This is a genomic window from Duganella sp. GW821-FHT07F09 (genome assembly GCF_059418705.1).
The window spans coordinates 693,061-717,684 of sequence record NZ_JBWKQJ010000002.1 but is presented as its reverse complement, the minus strand read 5'-3'; the positions used below and the strand labels follow the sequence as shown (position 1 = coordinate 717,684).

At 64.5% G+C, this 24,624-nt stretch carries 20 protein-coding genes and 2 tRNA genes; 12 read left to right on the top strand and 10 right to left on the bottom strand.

The genetic code is table 11. The features are described from left to right. Positions 1 to 6: 6 nt before the first annotated feature. Positions 7 to 774 carry an L-asparaginase gene (locus AC07P1_RS08340; protein WP_494695319.1) on the bottom strand — a complete coding sequence of 256 codons (768 nt, stop codon included), beginning with the start codon at positions 772 to 774 and terminating at the stop codon, positions 7 to 9. Positions 775 to 915: 141 nt separating this feature from the next. On the opposite strand from AC07P1_RS08340, the gene AC07P1_RS08335 reads away from it, so the two are divergent. After that, positions 916 to 1,401, top strand: coding sequence for an asparaginase domain-containing protein (locus tag AC07P1_RS08335; protein WP_494695318.1), 486 nt, complete (start codon positions 916 to 918; stop codon positions 1,399 to 1,401). 61 nt (positions 1,402 to 1,462) lie between these two features. Here AC07P1_RS08335 and AC07P1_RS08330 read toward each other — a convergent pair whose 3' ends face one another. The 4 genes from AC07P1_RS08330 to AC07P1_RS08315 form a co-directional block, all read right to left on the bottom strand. Further along, on the bottom strand, positions 1,463 to 2,359 hold the full coding sequence (locus AC07P1_RS08330) for a recombination-associated protein RdgC (protein WP_315216218.1): 897 nt from the start codon (positions 2,357 to 2,359) through the stop codon (positions 1,463 to 1,465). 85 nt (positions 2,360 to 2,444) lie between these two features. Continuing rightward, positions 2,445 to 3,602, bottom strand: coding sequence for a DNA polymerase IV (gene dinB / locus AC07P1_RS08325; RefSeq protein ID WP_494695317.1), 1,158 nt, complete (start codon positions 3,600 to 3,602; stop codon positions 2,445 to 2,447). 182 nt (positions 3,603 to 3,784) lie between these two features. Continuing rightward, positions 3,785 to 4,636 (bottom strand): helix-turn-helix domain-containing protein, encoded by an 852-nt coding sequence (locus AC07P1_RS08320; protein WP_494695316.1) that lies wholly within the window; start codon positions 4,634 to 4,636, stop codon positions 3,785 to 3,787. 36 nt (positions 4,637 to 4,672) lie between these two features. Then, positions 4,673 to 5,044 (bottom strand): nuclear transport factor 2 family protein, encoded by a 372-nt coding sequence (locus AC07P1_RS08315; protein WP_494695315.1) that lies wholly within the window; start codon positions 5,042 to 5,044, stop codon positions 4,673 to 4,675. Between the two features lie 181 nt (positions 5,045 to 5,225). On the opposite strand from AC07P1_RS08315, the gene AC07P1_RS08310 reads away from it, so the two are divergent. Then, on the top strand, positions 5,226 to 5,501 hold the full coding sequence (locus AC07P1_RS08310; RefSeq protein ID WP_494695314.1) for a type II toxin-antitoxin system Phd/YefM family antitoxin: 276 nt from the start codon (positions 5,226 to 5,228) through the stop codon (positions 5,499 to 5,501). Beyond that, positions 5,498 to 5,830, top strand: coding sequence for a type II toxin-antitoxin system RelE/ParE family toxin (locus tag AC07P1_RS08305; RefSeq protein ID WP_494695313.1), 333 nt, complete (start codon positions 5,498 to 5,500; stop codon positions 5,828 to 5,830). Before AC07P1_RS08310 ends, AC07P1_RS08305 begins: the two co-directional genes overlap by 4 nt. A 34-nt stretch (positions 5,831 to 5,864) precedes the next feature. Here the strand turns inward: AC07P1_RS08305 and AC07P1_RS08300 are convergent, their stop codons facing one another. Then, positions 5,865 to 7,142, bottom strand: a complete 1,278-nt coding sequence (locus AC07P1_RS08300; protein ID WP_494695312.1) for an MFS transporter — start codon at positions 7,140 to 7,142, stop codon at positions 5,865 to 5,867. Between the two features lie 177 nt (positions 7,143 to 7,319). Here AC07P1_RS08300 and AC07P1_RS08295 point away from each other — a divergent pair. From AC07P1_RS08295 to AC07P1_RS08280, 4 genes are all read left to right on the top strand, one after another. Further along, positions 7,320 to 7,395 (top strand) — tRNA-Val (locus AC07P1_RS08295). A 22-nt stretch (positions 7,396 to 7,417) separates the two neighbouring features. Beyond that, positions 7,418 to 7,494, top strand: a tRNA-Asp gene (locus AC07P1_RS08290). 76 nt (positions 7,495 to 7,570) lie between these two features. Then, complete coding sequence (locus tag AC07P1_RS08285; protein WP_494695311.1) at positions 7,571 to 8,674, top strand: hypothetical protein; 1,104 nt, start codon at positions 7,571 to 7,573, stop codon at positions 8,672 to 8,674. Beyond that, on the top strand, positions 8,665 to 9,282 hold the full coding sequence (locus tag AC07P1_RS08280; RefSeq protein WP_494695310.1) for an ABC transporter ATP-binding protein: 618 nt from the start codon (positions 8,665 to 8,667) through the stop codon (positions 9,280 to 9,282). The genes AC07P1_RS08285 and AC07P1_RS08280 overlap by 10 nt, the downstream gene beginning before the upstream one ends. 4 nt (positions 9,283 to 9,286) lie before the next feature. Here the strand turns inward: AC07P1_RS08280 and AC07P1_RS08275 are convergent, their stop codons facing one another. Together AC07P1_RS08275 and AC07P1_RS08270 are read right to left on the bottom strand one after the other, a co-directional pair. Next, on the bottom strand, positions 9,287 to 10,582 hold the full coding sequence (locus AC07P1_RS08275) for an aminotransferase class V-fold PLP-dependent enzyme (protein ID WP_494695309.1): 1,296 nt from the start codon (positions 10,580 to 10,582) through the stop codon (positions 9,287 to 9,289). Next, positions 10,579 to 12,972 (bottom strand): TonB-dependent receptor plug domain-containing protein, encoded by a 2,394-nt coding sequence (locus tag AC07P1_RS08270; protein WP_494695308.1) that lies wholly within the window; start codon positions 12,970 to 12,972, stop codon positions 10,579 to 10,581. The genes AC07P1_RS08275 and AC07P1_RS08270 overlap by 4 nt, the downstream gene beginning before the upstream one ends. Before the next feature lie 272 nt (positions 12,973 to 13,244). On the opposite strand from AC07P1_RS08270, the gene AC07P1_RS08265 reads away from it, so the two are divergent. From AC07P1_RS08265 to AC07P1_RS08245, 5 genes are all read left to right on the top strand, one after another. Continuing rightward, the gene (locus AC07P1_RS08265) at positions 13,245 to 13,724 is read left to right on the top strand and encodes a cyclic nucleotide-binding domain-containing protein (protein WP_315216190.1); all 480 of its coding nucleotides are present in this window, start codon (positions 13,245 to 13,247) and stop codon (positions 13,722 to 13,724) included. After that, positions 13,721 to 14,848, top strand: coding sequence for an AI-2E family transporter (locus AC07P1_RS08260; protein ID WP_494695307.1), 1,128 nt, complete (start codon positions 13,721 to 13,723; stop codon positions 14,846 to 14,848). The genes AC07P1_RS08265 and AC07P1_RS08260 overlap by 4 nt, the downstream gene beginning before the upstream one ends. A gap of 206 nt (positions 14,849 to 15,054) precedes the next feature. Continuing rightward, complete coding sequence (locus AC07P1_RS08255; RefSeq protein ID WP_494695306.1) at positions 15,055 to 18,093, top strand: bifunctional diguanylate cyclase/phosphodiesterase; 3,039 nt, start codon at positions 15,055 to 15,057, stop codon at positions 18,091 to 18,093. Positions 18,094 to 18,279: 186 nt separating this feature from the next. After that, positions 18,280 to 20,481: a ferric-rhodotorulic acid/ferric-coprogen receptor FhuE gene (gene fhuE / locus AC07P1_RS08250; protein WP_494695305.1), complete on the top strand. Its 2,202-nt coding sequence runs from the start codon at positions 18,280 to 18,282 to the stop codon at positions 20,479 to 20,481. A 43-nt stretch (positions 20,482 to 20,524) separates the two neighbouring features. Then, positions 20,525 to 21,844 (top strand): PepSY-associated TM helix domain-containing protein, encoded by a 1,320-nt coding sequence (locus AC07P1_RS08245; RefSeq protein ID WP_494695304.1) that lies wholly within the window; start codon positions 20,525 to 20,527, stop codon positions 21,842 to 21,844. Between the two features lie 312 nt (positions 21,845 to 22,156). On the opposite strand, the gene ahpF is transcribed toward AC07P1_RS08245, so the two are convergent. Next, positions 22,157 to 23,752, bottom strand: coding sequence for an alkyl hydroperoxide reductase subunit F (gene ahpF / locus AC07P1_RS08240; RefSeq protein ID WP_494695303.1), 1,596 nt, complete (start codon positions 23,750 to 23,752; stop codon positions 22,157 to 22,159). 98 nt (positions 23,753 to 23,850) lie between these two features. Continuing rightward, positions 23,851 to 24,414 (bottom strand): alkyl hydroperoxide reductase subunit C, encoded by a 564-nt coding sequence (gene ahpC, locus AC07P1_RS08235; protein WP_494695302.1) that lies wholly within the window; start codon positions 24,412 to 24,414, stop codon positions 23,851 to 23,853. Positions 24,415 to 24,624: the final 210 nt, after the last annotated feature.

Sequence of the window (24,624 nt, the reverse complement as noted above, 5' to 3'; positions counted from 1 at the left end):
GCCGAATTAATCGGTTTGTTCCGGCACTTCCGGCAAACCGGTGAGGTTGATGCGCGGCGTCGGCATCACATGCACCTTGTTCCACAGGCCGGCCCAGCCGGGCGGCCAACCGATCTCCGGTCCCGCGTACGGCGGCAAGGTCGCCCTCACCGGTATCACCGGCACCGCCGGCATGTCCGTCAGCGGTCCGCCGTCTGGACGCTGCATGTCCAGACTGTACATATACCCTGGCAGCAGCGCCTCGCACACGCTGTCGAACCACGCGGTGTGGTCCTCGTCGCGCCCCAGCGCCTGCGCCAGGCCCTGCGGATCGAACTTGGCCAGCGCATGGATCAGTTCCTCCGTGGTGGCGCCGGGCGAATCGCCCCAGCCCATCACAGGATTGACGTTGTAGTCGGCGCCGGAACCATACCAGCCCTCGCGCCACGAGCGCTGCATCCAGTCGCGCTGGCCGGTGAACAAATGCCAGCGCCAGTGCAAGCCGGACGGCTTGGGCCAGGAATACAAATAAAGTCTTTGATAACCCGCCTTGTGCAACGCGCGCACCACCGCCATCAGCCGCGCGTGGGGCATGCGGTCGGGCGGCGCGCGGCGGAACAGGATCGCCTCGCCGTCGGCGAACTGCACCTCGTCGGTGGACAGGTTCAGGTCGAGCGTGCGCGACTCGCTGCCGAAGCGGGCGGAGATCCAGCCGGTCAGCAGATTGACCGACGTGATGACGCCGTAGCCGCGATGGCGATGAAAAATAACAGTTCCCGGAGCGACGGCTTTCATGGTGTGGAGACGGACAAAAGAAACCAGTGTAGACATAGTATGCCCAACTTTCCAGCCCGTCGCGCCCTCTTTTTTGCGCTGCGGTGTGTCCGGGGGTTTGGGTTATGATGCAGGTCATTTTCCTCAGCTTGAGCTTTTATTATGACTTTGCGCATCCTCGCCACCGGCGGCACCTTCGACAAACATTACAACGAATTGAACGGCACCCTGGGCTTCGCCGAGAGCCACGTGCCGGCGCTGCTGGAACGCTGCCGCCTGACGGTCGATGTGGCCCTTGAAACTTTGCCGCTGATGGATTCGCTCGACATGGTCGACGCCGACCGCGAGCGCATCCTGGCCTCGTGCCGCGCCGCGCCGGAGAAGGCGATCGTGATCATCCACGGCACCGACACGATGCCGCAAACGGCCATGGTGCTCGGGCCGGCCGAGCTCGGCCAAACGATCGTGCTGACCGGCGCCATGATCCCCTACGAGATCGCCAATTCGGACGCGCTGTTCAACCTAGGCTTCGCCTGCGGCGTGGCGCAAACCCTGCCACCCGGCGTGTATGTGGCGATGAACGGCAAGATCTTCGCCTGGGATAACGTGCAGAAGAACAAGGCGGCCGGCGTGTTCCAGCCGCTGTAACGTCCAGACGAAAAAAAGCCGCGACATCCTGCGATGTCGCGGCTTTTTTTTACCAAAAAACTTAGGCTTTCGCTTCGCCGCCCAATGCTTCGACGACGTCGGCCATCAGCTTGTTCAGCTCGCCCGTCATCAGCATGAAGTCGCCGTCGAAACGCTCTTCGTCATTCTTGGTGCTCGATTCCTTTTCGGCGATCACGTCCAGCGGCTTGATGCCCTTGATCGCCAGCGACTCGGTCAGCACGAAGGAAATCTTGCTGTCCCACGTCATCGCCAGACGCGTGCACTGCTTGCCGGCGGCGATGTGGCGGCGCACCTCGTCCGCTTCCAAGGTGTGGCGCACGTAGCGCACGGCGGCCTTGCTCTCGCCGGTGGCGCGCAGCTCGGTGTCCATGTCGACCGTGAAGCCGGCCGGGGCGTCGTCCGCCTGCAGCCATTCGGTCATCACGCCGACCGGCGAGCGCTGCACGCGCAGGCTTTCCAGCGGCAGCTTATCGACGGCCTTGAGCAGCAGCTTGATCACTTCGTCGGCCTTGGCCGGGCTGGCCGCGTCCACCACCAGCCAACCATTGACCGGATCGATCCAGGTCCAGACGTTGCTGCGGATCGAGAACGCGCGCGGCAGCAGTTCGTCGGCGACGCGCTCTTTCAGCTCTTTCATGGCTTTCTTGCCAGGAGCGAAACCTTGCGCTTCTTCCATCTCGGCGGCGCGGGCCTTGGCGACCTGGTTGATAACGGTCGATGGCAGCAGTTTTTTCTCCGTGCCCAGCAGAATCAGCATTTGCTTGTTCACCACGTGCACCAGGCCGCCGTTCGGGCGCGGCGTGTCCCAACCCTGGCGCAGCAACTCGTTGCTGCTGGCTGGTACGAAGGAGTGGGGAGCGAGGGCGGCTTCCAGTTGTTCAGGGGTATAGGCCCAAGGGGCCGGCAGACGGTAAATCTGAAGATTCTTAAACCACATGAGTGAGTGCCTTGTTCAGTAATGCCAGGGGAGCGCCATTTTACACGGTGGCGGCCGCCCCCGACCGATTGTGGTGGGATTGAAACTATGCGAACAGGTCGCCCTGCACGCCGCGCCGGGCGTGGACCGCGCCTTCCGGCGGCGGCGGTTCGAGCGTGCTGGCCCGTACGCCCAGCAGCCGCAGGCGCCGCTCCAGCGGCACCCGCTTGAGGCATTCGCGCGCCGCGTGCAGGATGGCGGTCGGGTCGGCCACCGGATGCGGCAAGGTGACGTTGCGGCTAACGATCTGGAAATCGTCGAAGCGCAGCTTGATGCTGATCGTGCGGCTGACGTAACCCTTGCGCTTGAGGTCGTCCGCCAGCCGGTCGCACAGCGATGTCAGGATGCCGGACAAGGCGCCCCGGTCCTGGCGCGCGTGCAGGTCGCGCTCGAAGGTGGTTTCGCGGCTGATCGACTTGCTCTCGGAGCTGGTGGAGATTTCGCGGTGATCGATGCCACGCGCGGCCGTGGCCAGCCAGCCGGCGTAGTGGGCGCCGAAGTGGTCCTGCAACAGGCCGGCGTCGGCGGCGGCCAGCTGGCCGATGGTGTCTATGCCCAGCGCCGCCAGTTTCTCGGTGGCCTTGGGGCCGATGCCGTTGATCTTGCGCACGCCCAGCGGCCAGATGCGCGCGGGGATGTCGTCGTAGCCGAGGATGGTCAGGCCGTTGGGCTTTTCCAGGTCGGAGCAGATTTTCGACAGCAATTTGTTGGGTGTGATGCCGATCGAGCAAGACAGGCCGGTGGCGTCGCGCACGGCCTGCTTGATGCGCTGCGCCAGTTCGCGCGTTTCGCCCTCGACGCGGGTCAGGTCGATGTAGATCTCGTCGATGCCCCGGTCCTCGAAATCCGGCGCGATCGACGCCACGGCGGCTTTGAATAGCCGGGAAAAATGGCGGTAGGCGTCGAAGTTGACCGGCAACAGGATGGCGTCGGGCGCCAGCTTGGCGGCCTTCATCATGCCCATGGCCGAGCCCACGCCCAGCGCGCGCGCCTCGTAGGTGGCGGTGGTGATGACGCCACGGCCGACATAGTCGCGCAAGCGGGCGTAGCGGTGCGTGCCGTCCTCCTGCAACACCGGCTGGGCGTCGCGGCCGCCGCCGATCACCACCGGCAGGCCGCGCAGGTCCGGGTAGCGCAGCAGCTCCACGGAGGCGTAGAACGCATCCATGTCGAGGTGGGCGATGCGCCGTGGATATTCAATCATTTGCTAATGCTGCGGTGTTAGCGTTTATCTGAATCACGTAGGGCGGATTAGCGTAGCGTAATCGGCCAAGCACCGCCAGCGGCTCGTCGATGGCCGATTACGGCGTGCCGACTAATCCGCCTTACGTGTTACCCATCAAAACATGGATTACTGTGAATTCATACAGTATCCTCTGAAATTGCTCAGGCTGCAACCCCATGCCGTGCCCGGAACCACTCGGCGCTGGCCGCGTCGGCCGGGAAAAACGATTCCACCCGCAATTCATGCACCGTTACGTCGTGCGGCGTGCCCAGGGTGGCGATGGTGGTGAACAGGTTGAGCTCGACGCCGTCCTTGCGTATCGTCACCGGCAAAAACGGCAGCGCGCGGCGGTCGAGGTTGGGCGCCCCTCCCCTGCCCGCCACGCCGCCGATGCCCGGCAGCGCCAGCAACTCGTTCAACAGCGTCGTGGCCTCGCTGCCGGGGCCGTCGCTCATCGCCTCGCGCTGTATCCAGTGCAGCAGGTCGGCCGCGACCTCCTGCCAGTTGTGCAGGTACTGGCGCACGCCGCCGGGGTCGAGCATCAGCTTGAGCACGTTGACCGAGCCGTCGGTGGGCAGGATGGCGTCCACCGGCAGTCCCAGCAACCAGCGCATCAGGCCGGCGGCCGGGCCGTTGGCCATGGCCAGGTTCCACAGCCGGTCCACCACCAGCGCCGGATACGGCGCCTGTTGCGCCAGCATGAAATCGAGCGCTTGGCGCACCGCGTCGAGCTCCGGATCGGACAGCTTGCGCTCCTGATAGGCGGGTGCGAAACCGGCCGACAGCAGCATGACGTTTCGTTGTCGCAAAGGGATCTCCAGCACCATGCCCAGCTTCAGGATCAGCTCCTTGCTGGGCTGGGATCGTCCGCTTTCAAGAAAGCTGATGTGACGCTGCGAAATCTCGCCCTCGGTCGACAGGCGCAGCTGGCTGTAGCCGCGCTTGCCGCGCCAGTAACGCAGCGCCGCCGCGAAATCGCTGAAATACTGGTCCGGGGCGGCGGCTGTGTTCATGGCGTCTCCATCTTGTGGGCAAGTCGATAATGTAGCTCAGGCCGGCACCGCATTGAGGAAGCCCGTCACGCTGGCCAGGCGGCCGTCCCCGGCCACGTGGGCGACATCGGTGCCGTGCGCCACCGGCGCGGCGCCCGGCAGGCCCAGGGTCCACGAAAAGCGGACCACGTCGTTGTGACCGTCCGGCGTGCCGTCCAGTTCGAAGCGGTAGCCGGGGAACTGACCCTGCGCGCCGGCGATCATGGCGTCGATGCCGTCGTGGCCGGCGCCGCGCATCATCGGATCGACATAGCTGGCGTCGATACTAAAGGCGCGCGCCACCAGGGCCCGGCGAGCGGCGGCATCGCGTTCGTTCCAGACGGCCAGGTATTGGGTGGCGATGTCGGCGGGGGTAGCGGTATGGGTCATGATGATCTCCTTGAATGGTTGTGTCGAATCGACAGAACCCATTCTCCGGAAATCGCTATGGCGCGGCGATTACCTCCCAGGTAATCGGCATCTACAAACCAAGCAAAGAAGGGGGACTAAATTCAGTACCTAATTTGGCCTTCGGTGCTATCATCGCCTTACAACTTTGACGGAGGACGGTATGAATTTTTCGAACATTCAGCCCATTAGCTATTTAAAGACGAACACTAGCGACGTGGTCAAGCAAGTGCTGGAGACTCGTGACCCAGTGGCGATTACCGTCAATGGCAGAGTCCAGGCCGTTGTTCAAGACCCTGTTAGCTACCAGAAGACTCAAGACCAACTTGCTATGCTCCGGATTTTGGCACTCGGCAGAAAGCAAATTGAGGAAGGTAAAGTAATCGATCACGATGATGTTGTCGCTCTTCTGGAAGCTGAAGACAACGAAAGTTCATGACACAAATGAAAATCATTTGGACGCAATACGCCCTGAACGACCTGCATGACATTCGCTCTTATTTGAAGCAAAGCGAATCCCCTGCCTTCGTTAAGAAGGTGACTCAGGAGATTTTGGCTGAAGTCAATTCTCTTAAAGAGTGGAAAACTAAAGGCACCTTTGTGCCGGAGCTGGAAGACCTTCACTTGACCACCCACCGTCAACTCTTGGCTGGTCAGAACCGCATCATCATTGAGCGCGCAGACGACGATACCGTTTATGTTCATATGATTGCTCATACGAGCCGCGACCTTGAAGCTTTGATTCGCCGTCGCTTGCTTAGTTCTTAATTGCCAACAGGCGCCTTTCTCCCGCAAGTCCCGGCTAACGCCTCACGACGACCACCACCAGCATCGCGCCGATCACCAGGCTGGCGGCCAGCAAATAGATGCCGTTGGCCGTGCTGTGCGTGGCGTCCTTGATCGCGCCGACCAGATACGGGCTGACGAAGCCGGCCAGGTTGCCGACCGAGTTGATCAGCGCGATGCCGGCCGCCGCCGCAGCGCCGCCCAGCATGGCCGTCGGCAGGCTCCAGAAGATCGGAAACGTGCTCAGGATGCCTGCCGTCGCCACGCTCAGCGCCGCCATCGCGATGACGGTGTTGTCGCTGTAGACGGTGGCGACGATCAGGCCGAGCGCGCCGGCCAGCGCGGCCACCGCCGCGTGCCAACGCCGCTCGCCGCTGCGGTCCGAATGGCGCGCGGCCAGCACCATGACGACCGCCGCGACGAAATACGGGATCGCCGTCAGCAGGCCGATCGTGAAGACATCGTCGATGCCACTGTTTTTGACCAGCTGCGGCAGCCAGAAACTGACGCCATACAAGCCCATCACGAACAGGAAGTACACCAGCGCCAGCAGCCATACCTTACCGTTGCTGAACATCTGCGCGAGCGGCATGTGCTGTTGCTGTTTGCCGTCCTCGGCGATGGCTTGCTCCAGCTTCTGCTTGTCGCCTTCGCTCAGCCACTTGGCGGAGCGGATGCCGTCGTCCAGATAGAACAGCGTCCAGACGCCGAGCAGCACCGAAGGCACGCCTTCAAGCAGGAACAGCCACTGCCATCCGCTCAGGCCGTGAAGGCCGGCGAAGGTCTTCATGATCCAGCCCGACAGCGGACCGCCGACCACGCCGGCCACGGCCACGCCGCTCATGAACAGCGCCACCATGCGCGCGCGCCGGTGCGCCGGATACCAGTAGGTCAGATACAGGATGATGCCGGGGAAGAAGCCCGCCTCGGCCGCGCCGAGCAGAAAGCGCAGCACGTAGAAACTGGCGACGCTGTCGACGAACATCATCGCCGACGAGATCACGCCCCAGCTGACCATGATGCGGGCGATCCAGATGCGGGCGCCGGTGCGCGTCATCAGCAAATTCGACGGCACCTCGAACAGGAAGTAGCCGACGAAGAAGATGCCGGCACCGATGCCGTACACGGTGTCGCTGAAGCGCAGGTCCGACAGCATCTGCAATTTGGCGAAGCCGACGTTGACCCGGTCCAGGTAGGCGGCCACGTAGCACAGGAACAGGAAAGGCATCAGCCGCCAGCTGACGCGGCGGTACAGGCTGTCGAGGGGATCGTTGCTGCTGTCGTTGCGCCGCATGGGGTCTCTTTCTTATGGGTTCGTCGCGGCCATATCTTGACACCCCCCAAACGAGCTTGCGAGCAATTTTTCTAAATTATTTACAAAACCCCTTGCGGAACCGATAAACCAGCTTGTAGAATACGGCCTCGTTCAGCAGTTGTAGCAGTTAAATGAAACAACGCTGATAAGTTTTCTGGGTGCTTAGCTCAGTTGGTAGAGCGGCGCCCTTACAAGGCGTAGGTCGGGAGTTCGACCCTCTCAGCACCCACCAGAGAAAACGATAAAACGAATTAGGAGTGGTAGTTCAGTTGGTTAGAATACCGGCCTGTCACGCCGGGGGTCGCGGGTTCGAGTCCCGTCCACTCCGCCAACATTCCTTAAGGGCCCGATCTTGATCGGGCCCTTATTCATTTCCGCTTCAGAAATATTGCGTATGCTTATGCGCGATGACTCCCAACCTCCATCCCTATCTGCGCTTCCGCGCCCGCATGACGCGGCAAGCGCTGCTGCGCATCATCCCCGGCGTGTCCAGCTCACTGGAAATCATTCTGCTCGGCTTCGCCCCGGTGGTGATCGGACTGCTCGCCTGCATCGCCTTGCCGGGATTGTTCGCCGCCACGCTTCCATGGCCGCAGGCGCTGGCGCTCGTGCTTGCGCAAGTGCTGGTGGCCACCGCGCCGGTCTGGCTGATGCGCAAGCATCTGCATCCGGCCGAGGTCACGCTGTGGAGCCGCACCTTGCCGATCAGCCCGCGCTTGCGATGGAGTGCCGATGCGATGGTCGCCGGCATCATCGTCGGACCGGTGGCGGCCGCCTATGCGATCTCCACCGCGATCTGGTTTTATCAATGGCCCGACTGGCTGCGCCCGGTCGCGCCACAGGCGCTGGCGCTGACGGTGCTGTCGCTGCTGCTGGCGTGGCTGCTGTCGACGCTCATCCTCGCGCGACGCGTCCGCATGCCGGCAGCGCGCAAGCCCGGCCGCGCCCGGCCCGCGCCGACCAGCTATGCGCCCTGTGCATCGCGCGTGCCGAAGCCGCTGCACCTATGGCGCCAACTATTCTGGCTGCCCTTCTGGCGCGCGGACGAGGTGGTCGGCATTCAGCAGACCTTGCTGTTGCTGGGCGCGGCGCTCGGCATCACGGTCTGGATGTGGCACCCGCCGTTGGTGCCGCCAGCGCTCTGGGCAGCATGCGCGGCGCTGGCACTGATGCTGCTGACCGATCGCGGTGACAAGGCCGTGGCCGAGCAGATCGCGCGGCTGCGGCCGGTAGTGGCCGCCTGGCCCATGGATGCGGAGCGCCTGTTCCGCGCCGCGATCATGCTGTCGCTGCTGCCCGGACTGTGCGTGATGGCCTGGTTCGCCGCGCTGACCTTGGGCCGCGCCGCCGCCGGCTACAGCACCACCGTCGCCATCGTCTGGCTGTGCTTCGCCGCCATCGCGCAAATCGCCATCGTCGCGCTGCGCGGCCTGGGCGCGCGCGGCCGCACCGCGCTGGTGATCGGCGCCATCCTTATCCTGACCGCGATCGGAAGTGAACTATGGAATTGAACACCGTGCTGCACATCGACCAGCTGAACTTCGAGTTTGCCAGCCATCCGCTGTTCCGTCAGTTCTCGCTGCGACTGGGCGCCGGCATCACCTGGCTGCGCGGCGAAAACGGCGCCGGCAAGACCACCCTGTTGAAGCTGGCCGGTGGCGCGTTGACACCGCACGGCGGCGCCATCCGGCTCGACGGCATCGAGATCCACGCGCAACCGCTGGCGTATCGGCTCCAATGCCACTACAGTGGCGGCGACACCCCGCAACTGCCCTGGCTGACCGTGCGCGAAATCCTCGATCTGCACCTGTCGCTCTACCCCGCCACCGACGCCGCGCTGCTCAACGCCGAGCTGGCCGCCTTCCACCTGCCGCCGACACTGGACCAGCCGGTGACCACGCTGTCGCTGGGCCAGCACAAGAAAATGCAACTGGCGTTGGCGCTGGCGCTGCCGGTGCGCCTGTTGCTGATCGACGAGCCGTTCAACGGCTTGGATGTGGATGCCGTCGCCTACCTGCGCGCGCAACTGTCGGCGCCGGAGCGGCTGGCACGCCAATGCATCGTGCTGACCAGCCACCTCGATCCGGCGCTGCCGCTGGCGCAGACCGTTCAGCTCTAACGTCCTACGCCGTCACCTGCCCCAGCGCCGCGACAAACTGGTCTATCTGCGCCTCGGAAGTGAAGATCGACGGCGTCACGCGCACGCAGGCGCCGGAAGCGAGGCCGTCGCGCATGACGGTGAGTACGCGATGCTCCCGCAACAGACGCCGGGACAAGGCGAGATTATCGGCCACCGACGCGCGGCCCTTCAACCGGAACGATGAAATCGCACTGGTCAGGCGCGGATCGGCCGACGCCAGCAGCTCCATGCCCGCCATCCCGCGCGCAGCCTCGACCCAGCGGTTGCGCAGCCGGTGCAGCCTGGCCTGCTTGTTGGCGACGCCGATGCGCTGATGCAGATCCAGCGCCGCCGGCAAAGCCAGGTACGCGGCGAAGTTGACGGTGCCGGTATGCACGCGCGTGCGGATATCGTCACCGGCCTCCTCGCCCATGTACGGATCGATATCGGCCACGCGCCCGCGCCTGATGTAGACGGCGCCCACGCCGACCGGCGCGCCTATCCACTTGTGCAGATTGATGCCGACGAAGTCCGCCTGCAAATCCGGGATGCGCATGTCGAGCTGGCCGAAGCCGTGCGCCGTGTCGACGATGGCGTCGATGCCGCGCCCGCGCGCCATGCGGCTGATCTCGGCCACCGGCAACACCATGCCGTTGCGGTGGTTGACGTGCGTGAGCAGCATCATGCGCAGTCCCGGATGCCTGTCCATCGCCTGCGCGTAGCAATCGATCAGCGACTGGTACGTGGCCGGCTCCGGCATGGCGATGGACACCACCTCGACGCCGCGCCGCTCCTTGAGCCAGTGCACGGCCTTGATCATGTTGTCGTAGTCTACGTCGGCGCACAACACCACGTCGCCGGGGCGCAGCTTGTTGTAGCCGCCGATCAGCGCCAGCAGCGCCTCGGTGGCGCCGCGCGTAAAGACGATCTCGTCGCGCTCTACACCCAGCGCCTGGGCGGCGCGGACGCGCGCCGCCTCGTACTCTGCCGGAAATTGCACGCGGCCGTAGTAGGCGTTGCCGCGATTGACCTCAAGCGTGTGGCGATCGTAGGCCTCGGCCACCGGCCGCGCCATCGAACCCCAGTAGCCGTTGTCGAGCATCGCCACCTCGTCGGTGATGTCGTACAGGTCCGCCACCGACTGCCAGTAACCGGTATCGGCGGCCAGCGATTCCGGCCCCAGCAGCGGCCGTACAGGAAATTGCGGTGCCGGCGTGGCCGCCAGCACCCCGGCCGGCGCCAGCGGCAACAGCGCCCCGGCGCGCAGCAACGCGCGCCGGCTCAAATCAGGCTGGCTCAAAACTTCACCGTGTAGTCGATGTAGAGGTTGCGGCCATCGGTGTCGTACGGCGCGTTGCGCGAGTAGATCAGGCCGCGGCTGGCCTGGAACACCGCTTCGTCCGGATATTTATCGAGGACGTTGTCGACGCCGAAGCGCAGCGAGTGGTTCTTCGCGATCTTGTAGCTGGCCGCCAGATCGAGGAAACGCATCGCGCCGAAGCGCTGGAAGATGTCGCCGGTGGCGTTGCCGGTGCTGTCGGTCCAGGCGCCGTAGTGGCGCACGCGCGCCAACGCGCTCCAGGCGCCGAGGTCGTAGGTGGCGCCGATGGTCGCCTTCTGGCGCGGCAGGCGTTCCTCGAACACGGTGCGCTGGCTGGCGTTGGTGGCGACGCTGGAGCGGCCGCTGTCGACCTGGGTTCTGTTGTAGTTGAACGCGGCGGTGAAGTTGAGCTTGCCGTCGCCGACGCGGCTCAGGTAGTTGCCGACCACGTCGACGCCGCGCGTGGTGGTGTCGAAGTCGTTGGTGAAGTAGCTGACCGAGGTGTAGCGCAGCGGATTGGCGACGCCGGCCGGCACGGCGAACGAGGCCGATGTGCTGAAGCGGTCGCGCAGTTTGATGTCGTACAGGTCCACCGAACCGGACAGGCCGAGCGCCGTCTTCCACGTGAAGCCCAGCGACAGGTTCTTCGACTTTTCCGGCTGCAGCGGCTTGGCGCCCAGCGCGACGGCCAGCGGATCGCTGTTCGACAGGCGACCCGTCGTGAACACCAGCAAGGTCTTGGTGTCGAGACCCTGGCTGGTGCTATTGGTGTTGAGCTGGCCCGGCGTCGGCGCGCGGAAGCCGGTCGAGTACGAGCCGCGCAACGCGAAGTCCGGCGTCAGCGCCAGGCGCGCCGACAGCTTGCCGTTGAGCGTGTCGCCGAACTCGGAGAAGTCCTCGTAGCGCAAGGCCGCGCCGACCGTGATCATCGCGCTTAAAGGCGCCTCGACGTCTAGGTAGGCGGCGTAGCTGTCCTGCCCCCAGCTGCCGGCCTGGCGGTCGCTAAAGCCCGGCGCGCCGTTGGAATTGGCGTCCAGCCCGGCGGCCGCGCCCGGCCCCACCGCGTAGGACGCCGCGTTGCCGGCCCTGACCTTGTAGGTCTCGTTGCGGTACTCGGCGCCGAAGGCGACGTTAACCGGCTGGGCCAGCGCCGGCAAGCGCCACTCGTAGTTGAAGTTGGCGTTGACCAGCTTTTCCTGCTGCGTCAGGCGGCCCAGGTAGAACGAGGTCGGGCTGTCCGGGCCAAGCGAGGCGTTGATCGAGTTGTGCAGGCCGTAATCGATGGCGTTGGAGCCGTAAGACGCACTGACGTCCCACGCCAGCGCCTCGCTGAAGCGGCCACGCACGCCGGCCAGCACTTGCAGGTCGTCCTGCTCGTTGGTGTACTGCGGGCTGAAGCCGAGCGGATAAATGCCGCGCACGTCCCAGCCGGGGAACACGGCGCCGGTCTTGTAGACGCTGGTGCTGGTGTCGGGATTGCGCCAGTTGAAATCGGACGTGCCGTCGCTGTGGCCGTACAGGCCGTGGCCATACAAAACGGTGTCGCCGCCCAGTCCCAGGCTGGCGTTGAAGCCGATACGCTGGCTCTCCAGCTCCGGCTGGCCCCAGCGCTGCACCGGATTGGGCACGGTCAGATTCGGATGCGCGGCCTGGAAGGCGATCGCGTCCGGACGCTGGCGGGTGCGCGAGGTCGGGTCCGACTTCGCCGCCTCGGCGAACAGCAGCGCGCGGCCGTCGTCGCCGAAGGTGAAACCATACTTGGCGTTCAGTTCGTTGGACTTGCCGTCGCCTTCGCTGTATTGCGCGTGGCGCGCGGTCAGCTCGGCGCCGACCGAGTCGTCCAGGATGATGTTGATGACGCCGGCGATCGCGTCCGAGCCGTACTGCGCGGAGGCGCCGTCGCGCAGCACCTCGATACGCTTGATGGCGCTGGTCGGAATCTGCGCCAGGTCGGGCGCCTGGGCGCCACGCGCGCCGAGCAAGGCGCTGCGATGGAAGCGGCGGCCGTTGACCAGCACCAGGGTCTGGTCCGGCGACAGGCCGCGCAGGGTGGCCGGGCGCACGAACACCTGGCCGTCGGCCATCGGCAGGCGCTGCACCACGTACGACGGCACCAGCTGCGCCAGCACGTCGTTCAGGTCGGACGATTCGACGGCGCCGATTTCCTCGCGGGTGAACACGTCGACCGGCGCCAAGGTGTCGAACTGCGTGCGGTTGCTGCTGCGGGTTCCGGTCACGATCACCGATTGCTGCGTGCCGGCCACGTCGGCGGCCGCGACGGCCCCGGGACCCTGGGCATGGGCACCGGGCAGGACGTTGTACGCGCACAGCGCGGCGGCGATGGCGATTTGGCTGCGTTTGATATTCATGGGCTCAATCTGGTTAAGAAAAAAATAACGTCAACTTCCATTAATTTCATTCAAGTGAGATTAACTTCGTCGAAGCAAGCGGGCATGAGCTTACAAAACCAGTGTGTCAAGGGCATGACGCGGTGCATGCCTGAAATTTACGAGATGTGTTTAATTTGCAAAAATTTCCGCAACGGAAGGATTTAACAGGGTAAAACAGGCGACAATGTCTGCTTATGTGCAGCTATAACGCGTGATTGCGGCTGTTCACCCACTTTTGGAGTTGTGTCTCGATGTTCGGCTTTTTCAGGTCCCCCACGTTGTCGCCGCGTTTGTTGCGTCTGAAGGATTCGGCGTTGTTCGCCACGCTGACACCCCTCGAACTGAAAATCGTCGATGGCCTGATGCATGAGCGCCGCTACCTCGCCGACGAAATCATCTTCGACGAGGGCGAGGAAGGCCAGGCGTTGTATGTGGTGATGTCGGGCCGGGTGCTGGTCAGCCGCGAGGTCGGCGCCGGGCGCGAAGTGGTGGCCGAGCTGTCGGCCGGGGCCTTCTTCGGCGACATGGCGCTGCTGGACGACTCGCCGCGCAACGCCCAGACGCGCGCGCTGGAAAACTGCGAGTTGGCGGTATTCTTCCGCGCCGACTTCATGGGGCTGATGGAAACGGACGCCGTGATCGGCTACAAGATCGCGCTGGCCCTGGCGCGCCACATCGGCACCCGCCTGCGCGAATGGATGGGCGCCGCGCCGCACTTCGAGGCGCTATGACGTTCATTCCCACCCAACAGCGGGCCGGCCCGGTGGTCTGGTGCGGCATCATCGCCGCCACCTGCGCGCTGCTGTTCCTGCTGCAGCAGATGTTGTTCCTGGCCATCCCCTTCCTGTTCGGCATCGTGCTGTACTACATCCTGCAACCGCCGATGCAGCGCCTGATCCGCATGGGCGTGAGCCTCAACGCGGCGACCATGACGGTCGGCTCCGTGTTCCTGCTGGTGTTGCTGATCGCCATCGTGATCGCCGTGCAGTGGGATTCCGGCCCGTCCGTGTCGTGGCAGGACATGCTGGGCAAGTACATCAACGGCGGGCTGGAATTCGTGCGCCAGACGATGCTGTCGCTCGAGCGCGAGTTCCCCATCCTCAAGCAGGTCAAGCTGGCGCGCACGGTCAACAGCCGGGTCAACTCGTTCACCGGCACCTTCGTGCAAAAGCACCTGACCGAGATCCTGGTGTCGGTGGCGGCGTGGCTGCCGTCGCTGCTGCTGGCGCCGTTCCTGACCTTTTTCTTCCTGCGCGACGGCCTGCGCTTCAAGAAGTTCCTGGCGCGCGCGGTGCCGAACGCCTTCTTTGAAAAGACCTTGTGCCTGCTGCACGAGGTCGACCAGACCGCGCACCGCTACTTCCAGGGCCTGGTCAAGCTGACCCTGCTCGACACGGCGGTGCTGGCGCTGGGCCTGTGGGCGATCGGCGTGTCCTCGCCGCTGGTGCTGGGGCTGATCGCGGCGGTGCTGGCATGGGTGCCGTATGTCGGCTCCATCCTCGGCTGCGTGCTGGTGGTGATGGTCGCCTCGACCGACGCGCCCGGCGATCCGTCGGTGGCCTACCTGGCCATCGGCGTGTTCATCCTGGTGCGCCTGCTGGACGACTTCGTCTTCATGCCGCTGACCCTGGGGCGCAGCCTGCACATCCACCCGCTGATCACCGTGCTGATGATCTTCATCGGCGGCTATGTGGCCGGCGTGGCCGGGCTGATGCTGGTGCTGCCGCTGCTCGGCGTGGTCATGGTCGTCGGCGAAACGCTGGGGCGCCTGATCACCGATGCGCGCCTGCGCGCGCGCCACCGCAACGCCATCCACCTGCGCGACAAGCAAGCCAGCGTCGGCCTCGTCTCCTGAGGGTCAGGCCCCCGGCCGGCGCGCGCCTACGGCGGAATAGGGATTTCCCTACAAGAAAATAGTAATTGCCCTGCTGTGGTTACAGGCAGGCCTCGCTACTATGAACCGTCCCCCACCGTCCGCGCTGGCGGGCAGCATCACGCAACCGGCCAGACGCGTTGACCGTATGCGGCCGATCGTCGCGTCCTTCCCGGTATCTGAAAAACATGCTCTCGTACGCGCCATTTCCCATCGCCGTCAGCGTCGGCGTCGCATTGATCGCGGGCTACCTCGTCGTTCGCATGGCGCTCTGGAGGATCCGGCTGCGCCGCGCCGCCCGCGAGGCGGCGATCTATGTCGACATGCTCGCCCTGCTGCGCGACTTTATCGTTACCGTCCATGACATGGGCGACGGCGCGAAAGTGATCTATGCCAACGACGCCGCGTGCCGGCACTTCGGCGTCGACCGGGACACGCTGCTGACCTGGCGGCCGCACGACTGGGATCCGCATTTCGACCCGGCGCGCTCGGCGTGGGTGCCCGAGATGACCGGCTCGCGCGAATCGAGGTTTTTCGAGACCGAACACCGGATCGCGTCGGGAGAGCTGGTGCCGGTCGAGGTGACGTTGATTTGTCACGTGCTCAATGGCGTCCGCATATCGATCTGCTACAGCCGCGACATCCGCGCCCGCAAGGCCATGGAGGCGCAAAGTCTGCAACAACAGCGCGATGCCGCCGAGCAGGCCGGCTTACGCCGTCTGTCGCGCTACGTCGACAATACTCCAGGGTATTTCTATACCGTGGTTCTGCGGCCAGACGGCACCACCGCCATGCCTTTTGCCAGCCCGGGGATCCAGGATCTCTACGGTTTGTCGCCGGCGGACGTGGAGCACGACCTCGCGTCATTGAACGCGACGATACATGACGACGACCTGCCGAAAATGCTGCTCGCGATGCACGACTCGGCCCGCACGCTGTCGCCTTTTCATATGGAATTCCGGACGCGCCATCCGGAAAAAGGCGAACGATGGCAGGAGGCGCGGTCCAGGCCGCAGCTGGAGCCGGACGGCAGCTTCCTGTGGCATGGTTTCACCCATGACATCACCGAGCGCAAGCGTCTGGAGACGCTGCTGGCCGAGCGCGAGCACAACTTCCGCACGCTGGTCGAGAACCTGCCCGATCCGGTGTTCCGTTACGACCACGATTGCCGCCGCACCTATGCCAGTCCGGCGGCCGAACGACTGTCCGGCAAGACATCGGCCGAACTGATCGGGCGCACGCCCTACGAGGTCCCGCTGGTTGCCGGGCCGGACAACGAACAAATGATGGGCAATATCCGGCATGTCCTGGCCACCGGCGAGGCCGTCATCGGCGAGTTGCAATACGTGGGGCCGGATGGCCGGCCACGCCACTTCCAGAACCATTGCGGCCCGGAACGCGGCGCCGACGGCGGCGTGGCCGGTGTCATCACGATCTCCCGCGATATCACCGAGCACAAGTGCCTTGAAGCGCTGCTGCGCGCGCGCAAGGAGGAATTCCGGGTGCTGGTGGAAAATTCGCCCGACACCATCGCCCGCTACGGCCGCGACCACCGCCGCCTCTATGCCAACCCCGTCCTGGTGGCGGCGATGGGCGGCGACCTGGCGCGCATACTCGGCACCACCCCCGCCGAGTTCCCGGGCGGCCCGGCCGGACTGGAATACCAGCGGGTGATCAGCGCGGTGCTCGAGCACGGCAAAGAGGAAACGTTCGAACTGCGCTGGCAGGCGGAGGGGGGCGAGGCCTGCACGCAGGTGCGCATCAGTCCCGAACGCGACGCCGCCGGGCGGGTCGTGCAAGTGCTGGCCACCGGCCGCGACATCACGGAAATCGACCGCTACCGCCAGAAGATCCACCATCAAGCCCACTCCGACACGCTGACCGGATTGCCCAACCGGATGCTGCTGTCCGACCGCATCCGCCGGATCATCGCCGACACCACCGGCCAGGAACATCGGTTCAGCCTGATGATGCTCGATCTGGACCACTTCAAGGAAATCAACGACACCAAGGGGCATGGCGCCGGCGACGCCTTGCTCTGCATGGCCGCCGGGCGCCTGCTCGCCTGCGTGCGTCCCGCGGACACGGTGGCGCGCCTGGGCGGCGATGAATTCTGCGTGCTGTTTCGCGATGTGCGCGACGACGCCGATCTGCCTACGGTCGCCGGCAAGATCCTGCGCGCGCTGTCCGATCCGTTCGTCGTCGACGGGGAGGAATTGTTTGTCTCGTGCAGCGTCGGCATCGCCCGCTACCCCGAGGACAGCACCGATATCGACGCCCTGTACAAGTATGCCGACTCGGCCATGTACCACGCCAAGAGCATGGGCCGCAACAATTTCCAATTGTACAAACCCGAATTCACCGCGCGCGCGCAGGAGCGCATGGAAATCGAGACCGCGTTGCGCAAGGCCCAAAGACAGGGCGAGCTGGCGCTGTACTATCAACCGCAGGTCGCGCTGCGGACCGGCAGCCTGGTGAGCGCCGAGGCGCTGCTGCGCTGGCGGCGTCCCGGCCACGGCATGGAGATGCCCGACCGCTTCATCCCGATCGCCGAGGCATCGGGACTGATCGTGGGCATCGGCGAATGGGTCTTGAGAACGGCTTGCCTGGACGCGGTGCGCTGGAACCGGGACCGGGCGCGCGCCGTCCGGGTGGCGGTGAACCTGTCCACCCGCCAGTTCATCCGCAACGACCTGGTCGGCTCGATGCGCCGCATCCTGGCCGAGACCGGATGCGAGCCGGCGTGGCTGGAGCTGGAAATCACCGAGAGCCTGCTGCTGGAGGACAGCGGCGAGGTGGCCAACATGCTGGAGGAGCTCGACGACATGGGCCTGGGCATCTCGATCGACGATTTCGGCACCGGCTATTCCGCTTTGAGCTATCTGAACCGCTTTCCCGTCAGGCAAATCAAGATCGACCGTTCGTTCGTCAACGGTATTCCCGCCACGCGCGACAAGTGCGAACTGGTGAAGGCCATGTTGTCGATCTCGGCGGCGCTGCGCCTCGAATCGGTGGCGGAAGGCGTGGAAACCGCGGAGCAGGCGGCGTACCTGATGGCCCACGGCTGCGAGCTGGCCCAGGGTTACCTGTTCGGCAAGCCGATGCCGCTGGCCGAGTTCCAGGCGATGCTGGCCGGCGAAGAGGGGCGTCCGCCGACCGCCGGGGCGGTGGAAAACGTCCTTGCCGTAACACCTGCCGCGCGTCGGCTGATGCCCTCGTCGCCTTAGAGCCCCCTCCCCGGCCGCTTCGTCGGCCGATCCCAGTCTGCTTGCCGGCAATACCGGCCCGACCGCGCGCGCCGATTTCTATTGACTTTTGAATGAGAATCGTTATCATTCCGTTTCCCTATTTGAAATACCAGCAATCACAATCCGCCCCGCCCCACGTTTGCTCCAAACCAACAACAGGAATCAATGAACACGCACGCCCGCGCCCACCAGCGTCTCAAACTGAACAAACTCGCCCTCTGCGTGGGACTGGCGATGCCCTTCGTCGCCCAGGCACAGATCGCCGACCGGAACAGCGCCGTGCTGCCGCAGGTCGAAGTCACCGCCGACAAGATGGGTGACACCACCGAAGGCACCGGCTCGTACACCACGGGCCGCGCCCGCACCGCCTTGCCACTGAGCATGTCGCTGCGCGACACGCCGCAGTCGATCTCCGTGGTCACCCAGCAGCGCATCGAGGACCAGGGCCTGGTGTCGATCACCGACGTCATCAACAACGTCACCGGCGTCTCGGTCAACCAATACGAAACCAACCGCGCCGGCTTCACCGCGCGCGGCTTCGACATCACCAACCTGCAGATCGACGGCATCCCGACCACCTGGGAACAGCCATGGAGCTCGGGCGAAGTGGCCGGCAGCCTGGCCATCTACGACCGCGTCGAAGTGGTGCGCGGCGCCACCGGCCTGATGACCGGCGCCGGCAACCCGTCGGCCGCCATCAACCTGGTGCGCAAGCGCGCCACCAGCAAGGAACTGACCGGCTCGGCCGAAATCGGCTTCGGCCGCTTCAGCGAGCGCCGCGCGCTGGTCGACCTGTCGACCCCGCTGACCCAGGCCGGCAACGTGCGTGCGCGCGTGGTCGGCGAGTACCAGGAGGCGGACAGCTGGATCGATTCGGCCAGCGACAAGAAGAAGACCATCTACGCCACCGTCGAGGCCGACCTGACGCCGCGCACCCTGCTGTCGGCCGGCTTCAGCCGCCAGGAAACCGATCCGAAGGGGCCGATGTGGGGCGGCCTGCCGTTCTGGTACACCGACGGCACGCGCACCAACTGGCCGGTGTCGAAGACCTCGGCCGCCGACTGGGCCGACTGGCCGACGTCCTACAACAACGGCTTCGCCAACCTCGAACACAGCTTCGACAACGGCTGGAAGGTGCGCGCCACCTACGCCCACGGCGACCGCAAGAGCGACTCCCACCTGCTGTACCTGTCGGGCGTGCCCGACCGCGTGACCGGCCTCGGCATGTTCGCCTTCGCCGGCTCCTACGTCACCCACACCAAGCAGGACGACGCCGGCCTGCACGCCAGCGGACCGTTCGAACTGGGGGGGCGCAAGCACGAGGCGGCCTTCGGCTATATGTACTCGAAGCAGAAGTTCAACGCCAACAGCCGCGCTGCCGATTTCGGTACGCAGCCGTCGGGCGTGGGCGACTTCAACAACTGGAACGCGGCGGCCTACCCCAACCCGAGCTGGGGACCGGAAACCTTCTACGAAGGCGGCGTCACCAAGCAGCAGGGCTGGTACGGCGTGGCGCGCTTCTCGCTGGCCGATCCGCTCAAGCTGATCCTGGGCGCGCGCGTAACCAACTATCAGAAGGACGTCACGCTCAGCTACGCCGCACCGTACACGATGAAGTACGACAAGGAAGTGACGCCATACGCCGGCCTGGTCTACGACCTCAACGACACCTACTCGACCTATGTCAGCTACACCGACATCTTCCAGCCGCAAAGCCAGAAGAATTTCGACGGCGGCACGCTCGACCCGGTGGTCGGCAAGAGCTACGAGGGCGGCATCAAGGGCGAGCATTTCAACGGTCGCCTGAACACCTCGCTGGCCGTGTTCCGCATCAAGCAGGACAACCTGGCGCAGCAAGCCGGCGAGGTAACCCGCCCGGGACAAAGCGCTCCGGAGTTCTACTACCGCGGCGCCGAGGGCGCCACCAGCACCGGCTTCGAGCTGGAGGCGTCGGGCGAACTGGCGCGCGGCTGGAACGCCACCATCGGCTACACGCAGTTCAAGGCGGAGGAGGCCACGGGCGCCGACGTCAACAGCATCTATCCGCGCAAGCTGTTCCGCGTGTACACCACCTACAAGCTGCCGGGCCAGCTGAGCGGCCTGACGGTGGGTGGCGGCGTCAACTGGGAAGGCCGCACCTACACGGTCGACCCGTCGGCGCCGGCCGCCACCAACGGCTTGATCGAGCAGGATTCGTTCAGCCTGGTCAACCTGATGGCGCGCTATGACATCACCAAGCAGCTGTCGGCGCAATTCAACCTCAACAACGCGCTCGACAAGAAACACTTCGGCATGTTCGCCGCGTACGGCGCCATCACCTACGCCGCGCCGCGCACGGCCTCGATGACCTTGCGCTACCGCTTCTGATCGACCCGGACCGCGCCCCGGCGCGGTCCTTTTTGTACTCTAATTGTTGGAGGTTAAATTGCGCGCCTTCTGGACTTTGGTTCATCGCTACGCCGGCCTGCTCATGGCTGGCTTTTTGTTTATCAGCGGCGTCACCGGCGCCATCATTTCGTGGGACCACGAGCTCGACGACGTGCTCAATCCGCACCTGATGGAAGCCCACACGGCCGGCCCGGCGCAAGCATCGCTGGCGCTGGCGCGGCAGGTCGAGGCGCGCTACCCGGACGTGCGCGTGTCGTACATTCCGCTGCACGCGGAAAAAGGTGAATCGATCGCGCTCGGCGTCAGTCCGCGCGTCGATCCCGCCACCAAAAAACTGGCCGAGCCGGGCTTCAACCAGGTCTTTGTCGACCCCGTCAGCGGCGCCGAACTGGGCAAGCGCGAATGGGGCGCCGTCTGGCCGATCACCAAGGAAACCTTCGTCTCCTTCCTGTACCGCCTGCATTACACCCTGCACATACCCGAAATGTGGGGCATCGACCGCTGGGGCATCTGGCTGCTGGGCGGCATCGCCATCATCTGGACCTTGGACTGCTTCGTCGGCTTCTACCTGACGTTGCCGGTGCGTCGGCGTGGCGCCAACAACGCCGCGCGCGCCGTCGCCAGCGACGACATCGCCGGCGACAAGCCGCTGCCGGCCGGCAAATCGTGGTGGCAGCGCTGGCAGCCGGCGTGGAAGGTGCGCTGGAACGGCGGCAGCAACAAGCTCAACTTCGACCTGCACCGCGCCTTCAGCCTGTGGACCTGGGCCCTGCTGTTCATCCTCGCCTTCACCGCGTTCTCGCTCAACTTGTACAACGAAGTGTTCGCGCCGGTGATGAAGACGTTCTCGCAGGTCACGCCGACGCCGTTCGACACCCGCCCGATGGCCGACAAGCACCATCCGATCGACCCGCGCCTGGGCTACGCCGAGGTGATCGAGCGCGCCAGCAACGAAGCGATCAACCGCAAGTGGGCCGAGCCGGCAGGCGCCGTGTTCTATTCGCAGGAGTTCGGCATCTACGGCGTCAGCTTCTTCACGCCCGGCAACGACCACGGCACCGGCGGCGTCGGCACGGCCGCGCTGTATTACGACGGCGCCGATGGCCGCCTGCTGGGCGACCGCCAGCCGTGGACCGGTACGGCCGCCGACATCTTCCTGCAGGCACAGTTCCCGCTGCACTCGGGCCGCATTCTCGGCCTGCCGGGGCGCATCCTGATCTCGTTCATGGGCGTGGTCGTCGCCATGCTCAGCGTAACCGGCGTGATCATCTGGTGGCGCAAACGCGCCTCGCGGGTGACGGTGGCGCAAAAGCGCCAGCGCGGCATGCTGGTTGCGGAGTAAATACTCCGGGGTCAGGTCCTGATGCCGCTAAATTAAGCGTCCATCTAAATCACGTAGGGCGGATTAGCGCAGCGTAATCCGCCAAGCTCCGTCGGCGGCTCATGGCGGATTACGGCGTTCCGCCTCTTAAGGCCTACCGGCTAGGTAGGCCGCCTCTTCGATGGGCCCCCGGGGCGGATTGGCGGGCCTCGCCCGCTAATCCGCCCTACGAAAATCGCCTTACCTTAGCGGCATTGGGACCTGACCCCGGAGTTGCGGGGGCGAAAAAAAACCGGGAGCTTGCTCCCGGTTTTCATTGGATGCCGCGGTTGCTTACGCGGTCATCGCGTGCTTCTCGGCCGATTCCTCGACCACTTCCTCGTCGTCCGAGCGGATCAGGTGATCGAAGGCCGACAGCGCCGCCTTCGCGCCTTCGCCGGTGGCGATGATGATCTGCTTGTACGGCACCGTGGTGACGTCGCCGGCGGCGAACACGCCCGGAATCGAGGTCTGGCCACGGGCGTCGACTTCGATCTCGCCGTGGCGCGACAACGCCAGGGTGCCCTTGAGCCACTCGGTGTTTGGCACCAGGCCGATCTGCACGAACACGCCTTCCAGCTCGACCTTCTTCGCTTCGCCCGACACGCGGTCGTTGTAGCTCAGGCCGTTGACGATCTTGCCGTCGCCGTGGATCTCGGTGGTCTGCGCCGAGGTGATCACGGTGACGTTGGCCAGGCTGCGCAGCTTGCGTTGCAGGACCGCGTCGGCGCGCAGCTCGGCGCCGAACTCGATCAGGGTCACGTGCTTGACCAGGCCGGCCAGGTCGATCGCCGCTTCGACGCCGGAGTTGCCGCCGCCGATGACCGCCACGCGCTTGCCCTTGAACAGCGGACCGTCGCAGTGCGGGCAGTAGGCGACACCGTGGTTGCGGTATTCCTTCTCGCCCGGCACGTTGATCTCGCGCCAGCGGGCGCCCGTCGCCAGGATCACCGACTTGGCCTTCAAGGTCGCGCCGCTGGCGGTGGTGACCTCGATCAGCTTGCCCGGCACCAGCTTGGCGGCGCGCTGCGTGTTCATGATGTCGACTTCGTATTCCTTGACGTGCTGCTCCAGCGCCACGGCGAACTTCGGACCGTCGGTTTCCTTGACCGAGATGAAGTTCTCGATCGCCAGCGTGTCGAGCACCTGGCCGCCGAAACGCTCGGCCAGCACGCCGGTCTTGATGCCTTTGCGGGCGGCGTAGACGGCCGCTGCCGCGCCGGCGGGACCGCCGCCGACGATCAGCACGTCGAACACGTCCTTCTTGCTCAGTTCAGCGGCTTGGCGGGCGCCGGCGTTGGTGTCCAGCTTCGCCAGGATCTCTTCGACGTTGGTGCGGCCCTGGCCGAAATGCTCGCCGTTCAGGAACATCATCGGTACCGCCATGATCTGGCGCGCTTCGACTTCTTTCGGGAACACGCCGCCGTCGATGGTGGTGACCTTGATGCGTGGGTTAATCACCGACATCGCGTTGAGCGCCTGCACCACTTCCGGGCAATTGTGGCAGGTCAGCGAGATGAAGGTTTCGAAGGCGTAATCGCCGTCGAGGTTGCGGATCTGTTCGATGACGGCGTCGTCGAACTTGATGGTGTGGCCGCCGACCTGCAGCAGCGCCAGCACCAGCGAGGTGAATTCGTGGCCCATCGGGATGCCGGCGAAGCGTACGCCGATATCGGTGCCGGGGCGGTTGATGCTGAACGACGGCTTGCGCTCGGCGTCGTCGGTGCGCTTGACCAGGGTGATCTTGTCGCTCAACAGGACGATTTCCTGGAGCAATTCTTCCATCTCGCGGGCCTTGGCGCTGTCGTCGAGCGATGCGACGATCTCAATCGGTTGCACCACTTTTTCCAGGTAGGTTTTCAACTGGGCTTTGAGATTTGCATCCAACATGATTTTTATTCCTTTTTTACAAATATTTAGGCGTATGCCGGGCCGGACGCCCGGTCCGGCATCGCGGTAACTACTTGTGTGCTGCGTTGCTGTGCAACTTAGATCTTGCCGACCAGGTCCAGCGATGGGGTCAGGGTCGCTGCGCCTTCGGTCCATTTAGCTGGGCAAACTTCGCCTGGGTGGGAAGCGACGTACAGTGCGGCTTTGACTTTGCGCAGCAGTTCCGACGCGTCGCGGCCGATGCCGTTGTCGTGCACTTCCAGCACTTTGATCAGGCCTTCCGGATTGATGACGAAGGTACCGCGCAGTGCCAGGCCTTCTTCTTCGATCATGACTTCGAAGTTGCGCGACAGGGTGCCGGTTGGGTCGCCGATCAGCGGGTAGTTCACTTTCTTGATCGCGTCCGAGGTGTCGTGCCATGCTTTGTGCGCGAAGTGGGTGTCGGTCGACACGCCGTAGACTTCCACGCCCAGCTTGGCGAATTCAGGCTGGTGATCGGCCAGGTCTTCCAGTTCGGTTGGGCAGACGAACGTGAAGTCGGCTGGGTAGAACATCAGAACGGACCACTTGCCCTTCAGGGATTCGTCGCTCACGTCGATGAACTTACCGTTAGCGTATGCGGTTGCCTTGAATGGTTTTACTTGGGTATTGATCAGAGACATTGTGGTTTCCTCGTTGGGGTTGTGAATCATTGAGACGCCAGTGTACGGCTTTTTAGCCCATATGCAAAATTGATTGTTCCAATAGTTTCAATTTGTTTTAACTATGACGCATGCATATGGGATAGCTATTATCGCCGTTCCGGCGCGGCGCGGTGCGCGCCTTACTTTTTGGACATTCTTGCTCGTGGAACCGCCCGCCGAGCAGTCGGG

What these genes read in the sequence shown, in the direction of transcription:
- AC07P1_RS08340 (WP_494695319.1), bottom strand. Translation starts at nt 774, where the DNA reads ATGAAAGCCGTCGCTCCGGGAACTGTTATTTTTCATCGCCATCGCGGC.
- AC07P1_RS08335 (WP_494695318.1), top strand. Translation starts at nt 916, where the DNA reads ATGACTTTGCGCATCCTCGCCACCGGCGGCACCTTCGACAAACATTAC.
- AC07P1_RS08330 (WP_315216218.1), bottom strand. Translation starts at nt 2,359, where the DNA reads ATGTGGTTTAAGAATCTTCAGATTTACCGTCTGCCGGCCCCTTGGGCC.
- dinB (WP_494695317.1), bottom strand. Translation starts at nt 3,602, where the DNA reads ATGATTGAATATCCACGGCGCATCGCCCACCTCGACATGGATGCGTTC.
- AC07P1_RS08320 (WP_494695316.1), bottom strand. Translation starts at nt 4,636, where the DNA reads ATGAACACAGCCGCCGCCCCGGACCAGTATTTCAGCGATTTCGCGGCG.
- AC07P1_RS08315 (WP_494695315.1), bottom strand. Translation starts at nt 5,044, where the DNA reads ATGACCCATACCGCTACCCCCGCCGACATCGCCACCCAATACCTGGCC.
- AC07P1_RS08310 (WP_494695314.1), top strand. Translation starts at nt 5,226, where the DNA reads ATGAATTTTTCGAACATTCAGCCCATTAGCTATTTAAAGACGAACACT.
- AC07P1_RS08305 (WP_494695313.1), top strand. Translation starts at nt 5,498, where the DNA reads ATGACACAAATGAAAATCATTTGGACGCAATACGCCCTGAACGACCTG.
- AC07P1_RS08300 (WP_494695312.1), bottom strand. Translation starts at nt 7,142, where the DNA reads ATGCGGCGCAACGACAGCAGCAACGATCCCCTCGACAGCCTGTACCGC.
- AC07P1_RS08285 (WP_494695311.1), top strand. Translation starts at nt 7,571, where the DNA reads ATGACTCCCAACCTCCATCCCTATCTGCGCTTCCGCGCCCGCATGACG.
- AC07P1_RS08280 (WP_494695310.1), top strand. Translation starts at nt 8,665, where the DNA reads ATGGAATTGAACACCGTGCTGCACATCGACCAGCTGAACTTCGAGTTT.
- AC07P1_RS08270 (WP_494695308.1), bottom strand. Translation starts at nt 12,972, where the DNA reads ATGAATATCAAACGCAGCCAAATCGCCATCGCCGCCGCGCTGTGCGCG.
- AC07P1_RS08265 (WP_315216190.1), top strand. Translation starts at nt 13,245, where the DNA reads ATGTTCGGCTTTTTCAGGTCCCCCACGTTGTCGCCGCGTTTGTTGCGT.
- AC07P1_RS08260 (WP_494695307.1), top strand. Translation starts at nt 13,721, where the DNA reads ATGACGTTCATTCCCACCCAACAGCGGGCCGGCCCGGTGGTCTGGTGC.
- AC07P1_RS08255 (WP_494695306.1), top strand. Translation starts at nt 15,055, where the DNA reads ATGCTCTCGTACGCGCCATTTCCCATCGCCGTCAGCGTCGGCGTCGCA.
- fhuE (WP_494695305.1), top strand. Translation starts at nt 18,280, where the DNA reads ATGAACACGCACGCCCGCGCCCACCAGCGTCTCAAACTGAACAAACTC.
- ahpF (WP_494695303.1), bottom strand. Translation starts at nt 23,752, where the DNA reads ATGTTGGATGCAAATCTCAAAGCCCAGTTGAAAACCTACCTGGAAAAA.
- ahpC (WP_494695302.1), bottom strand. Translation starts at nt 24,414, where the DNA reads ATGTCTCTGATCAATACCCAAGTAAAACCATTCAAGGCAACCGCATAC.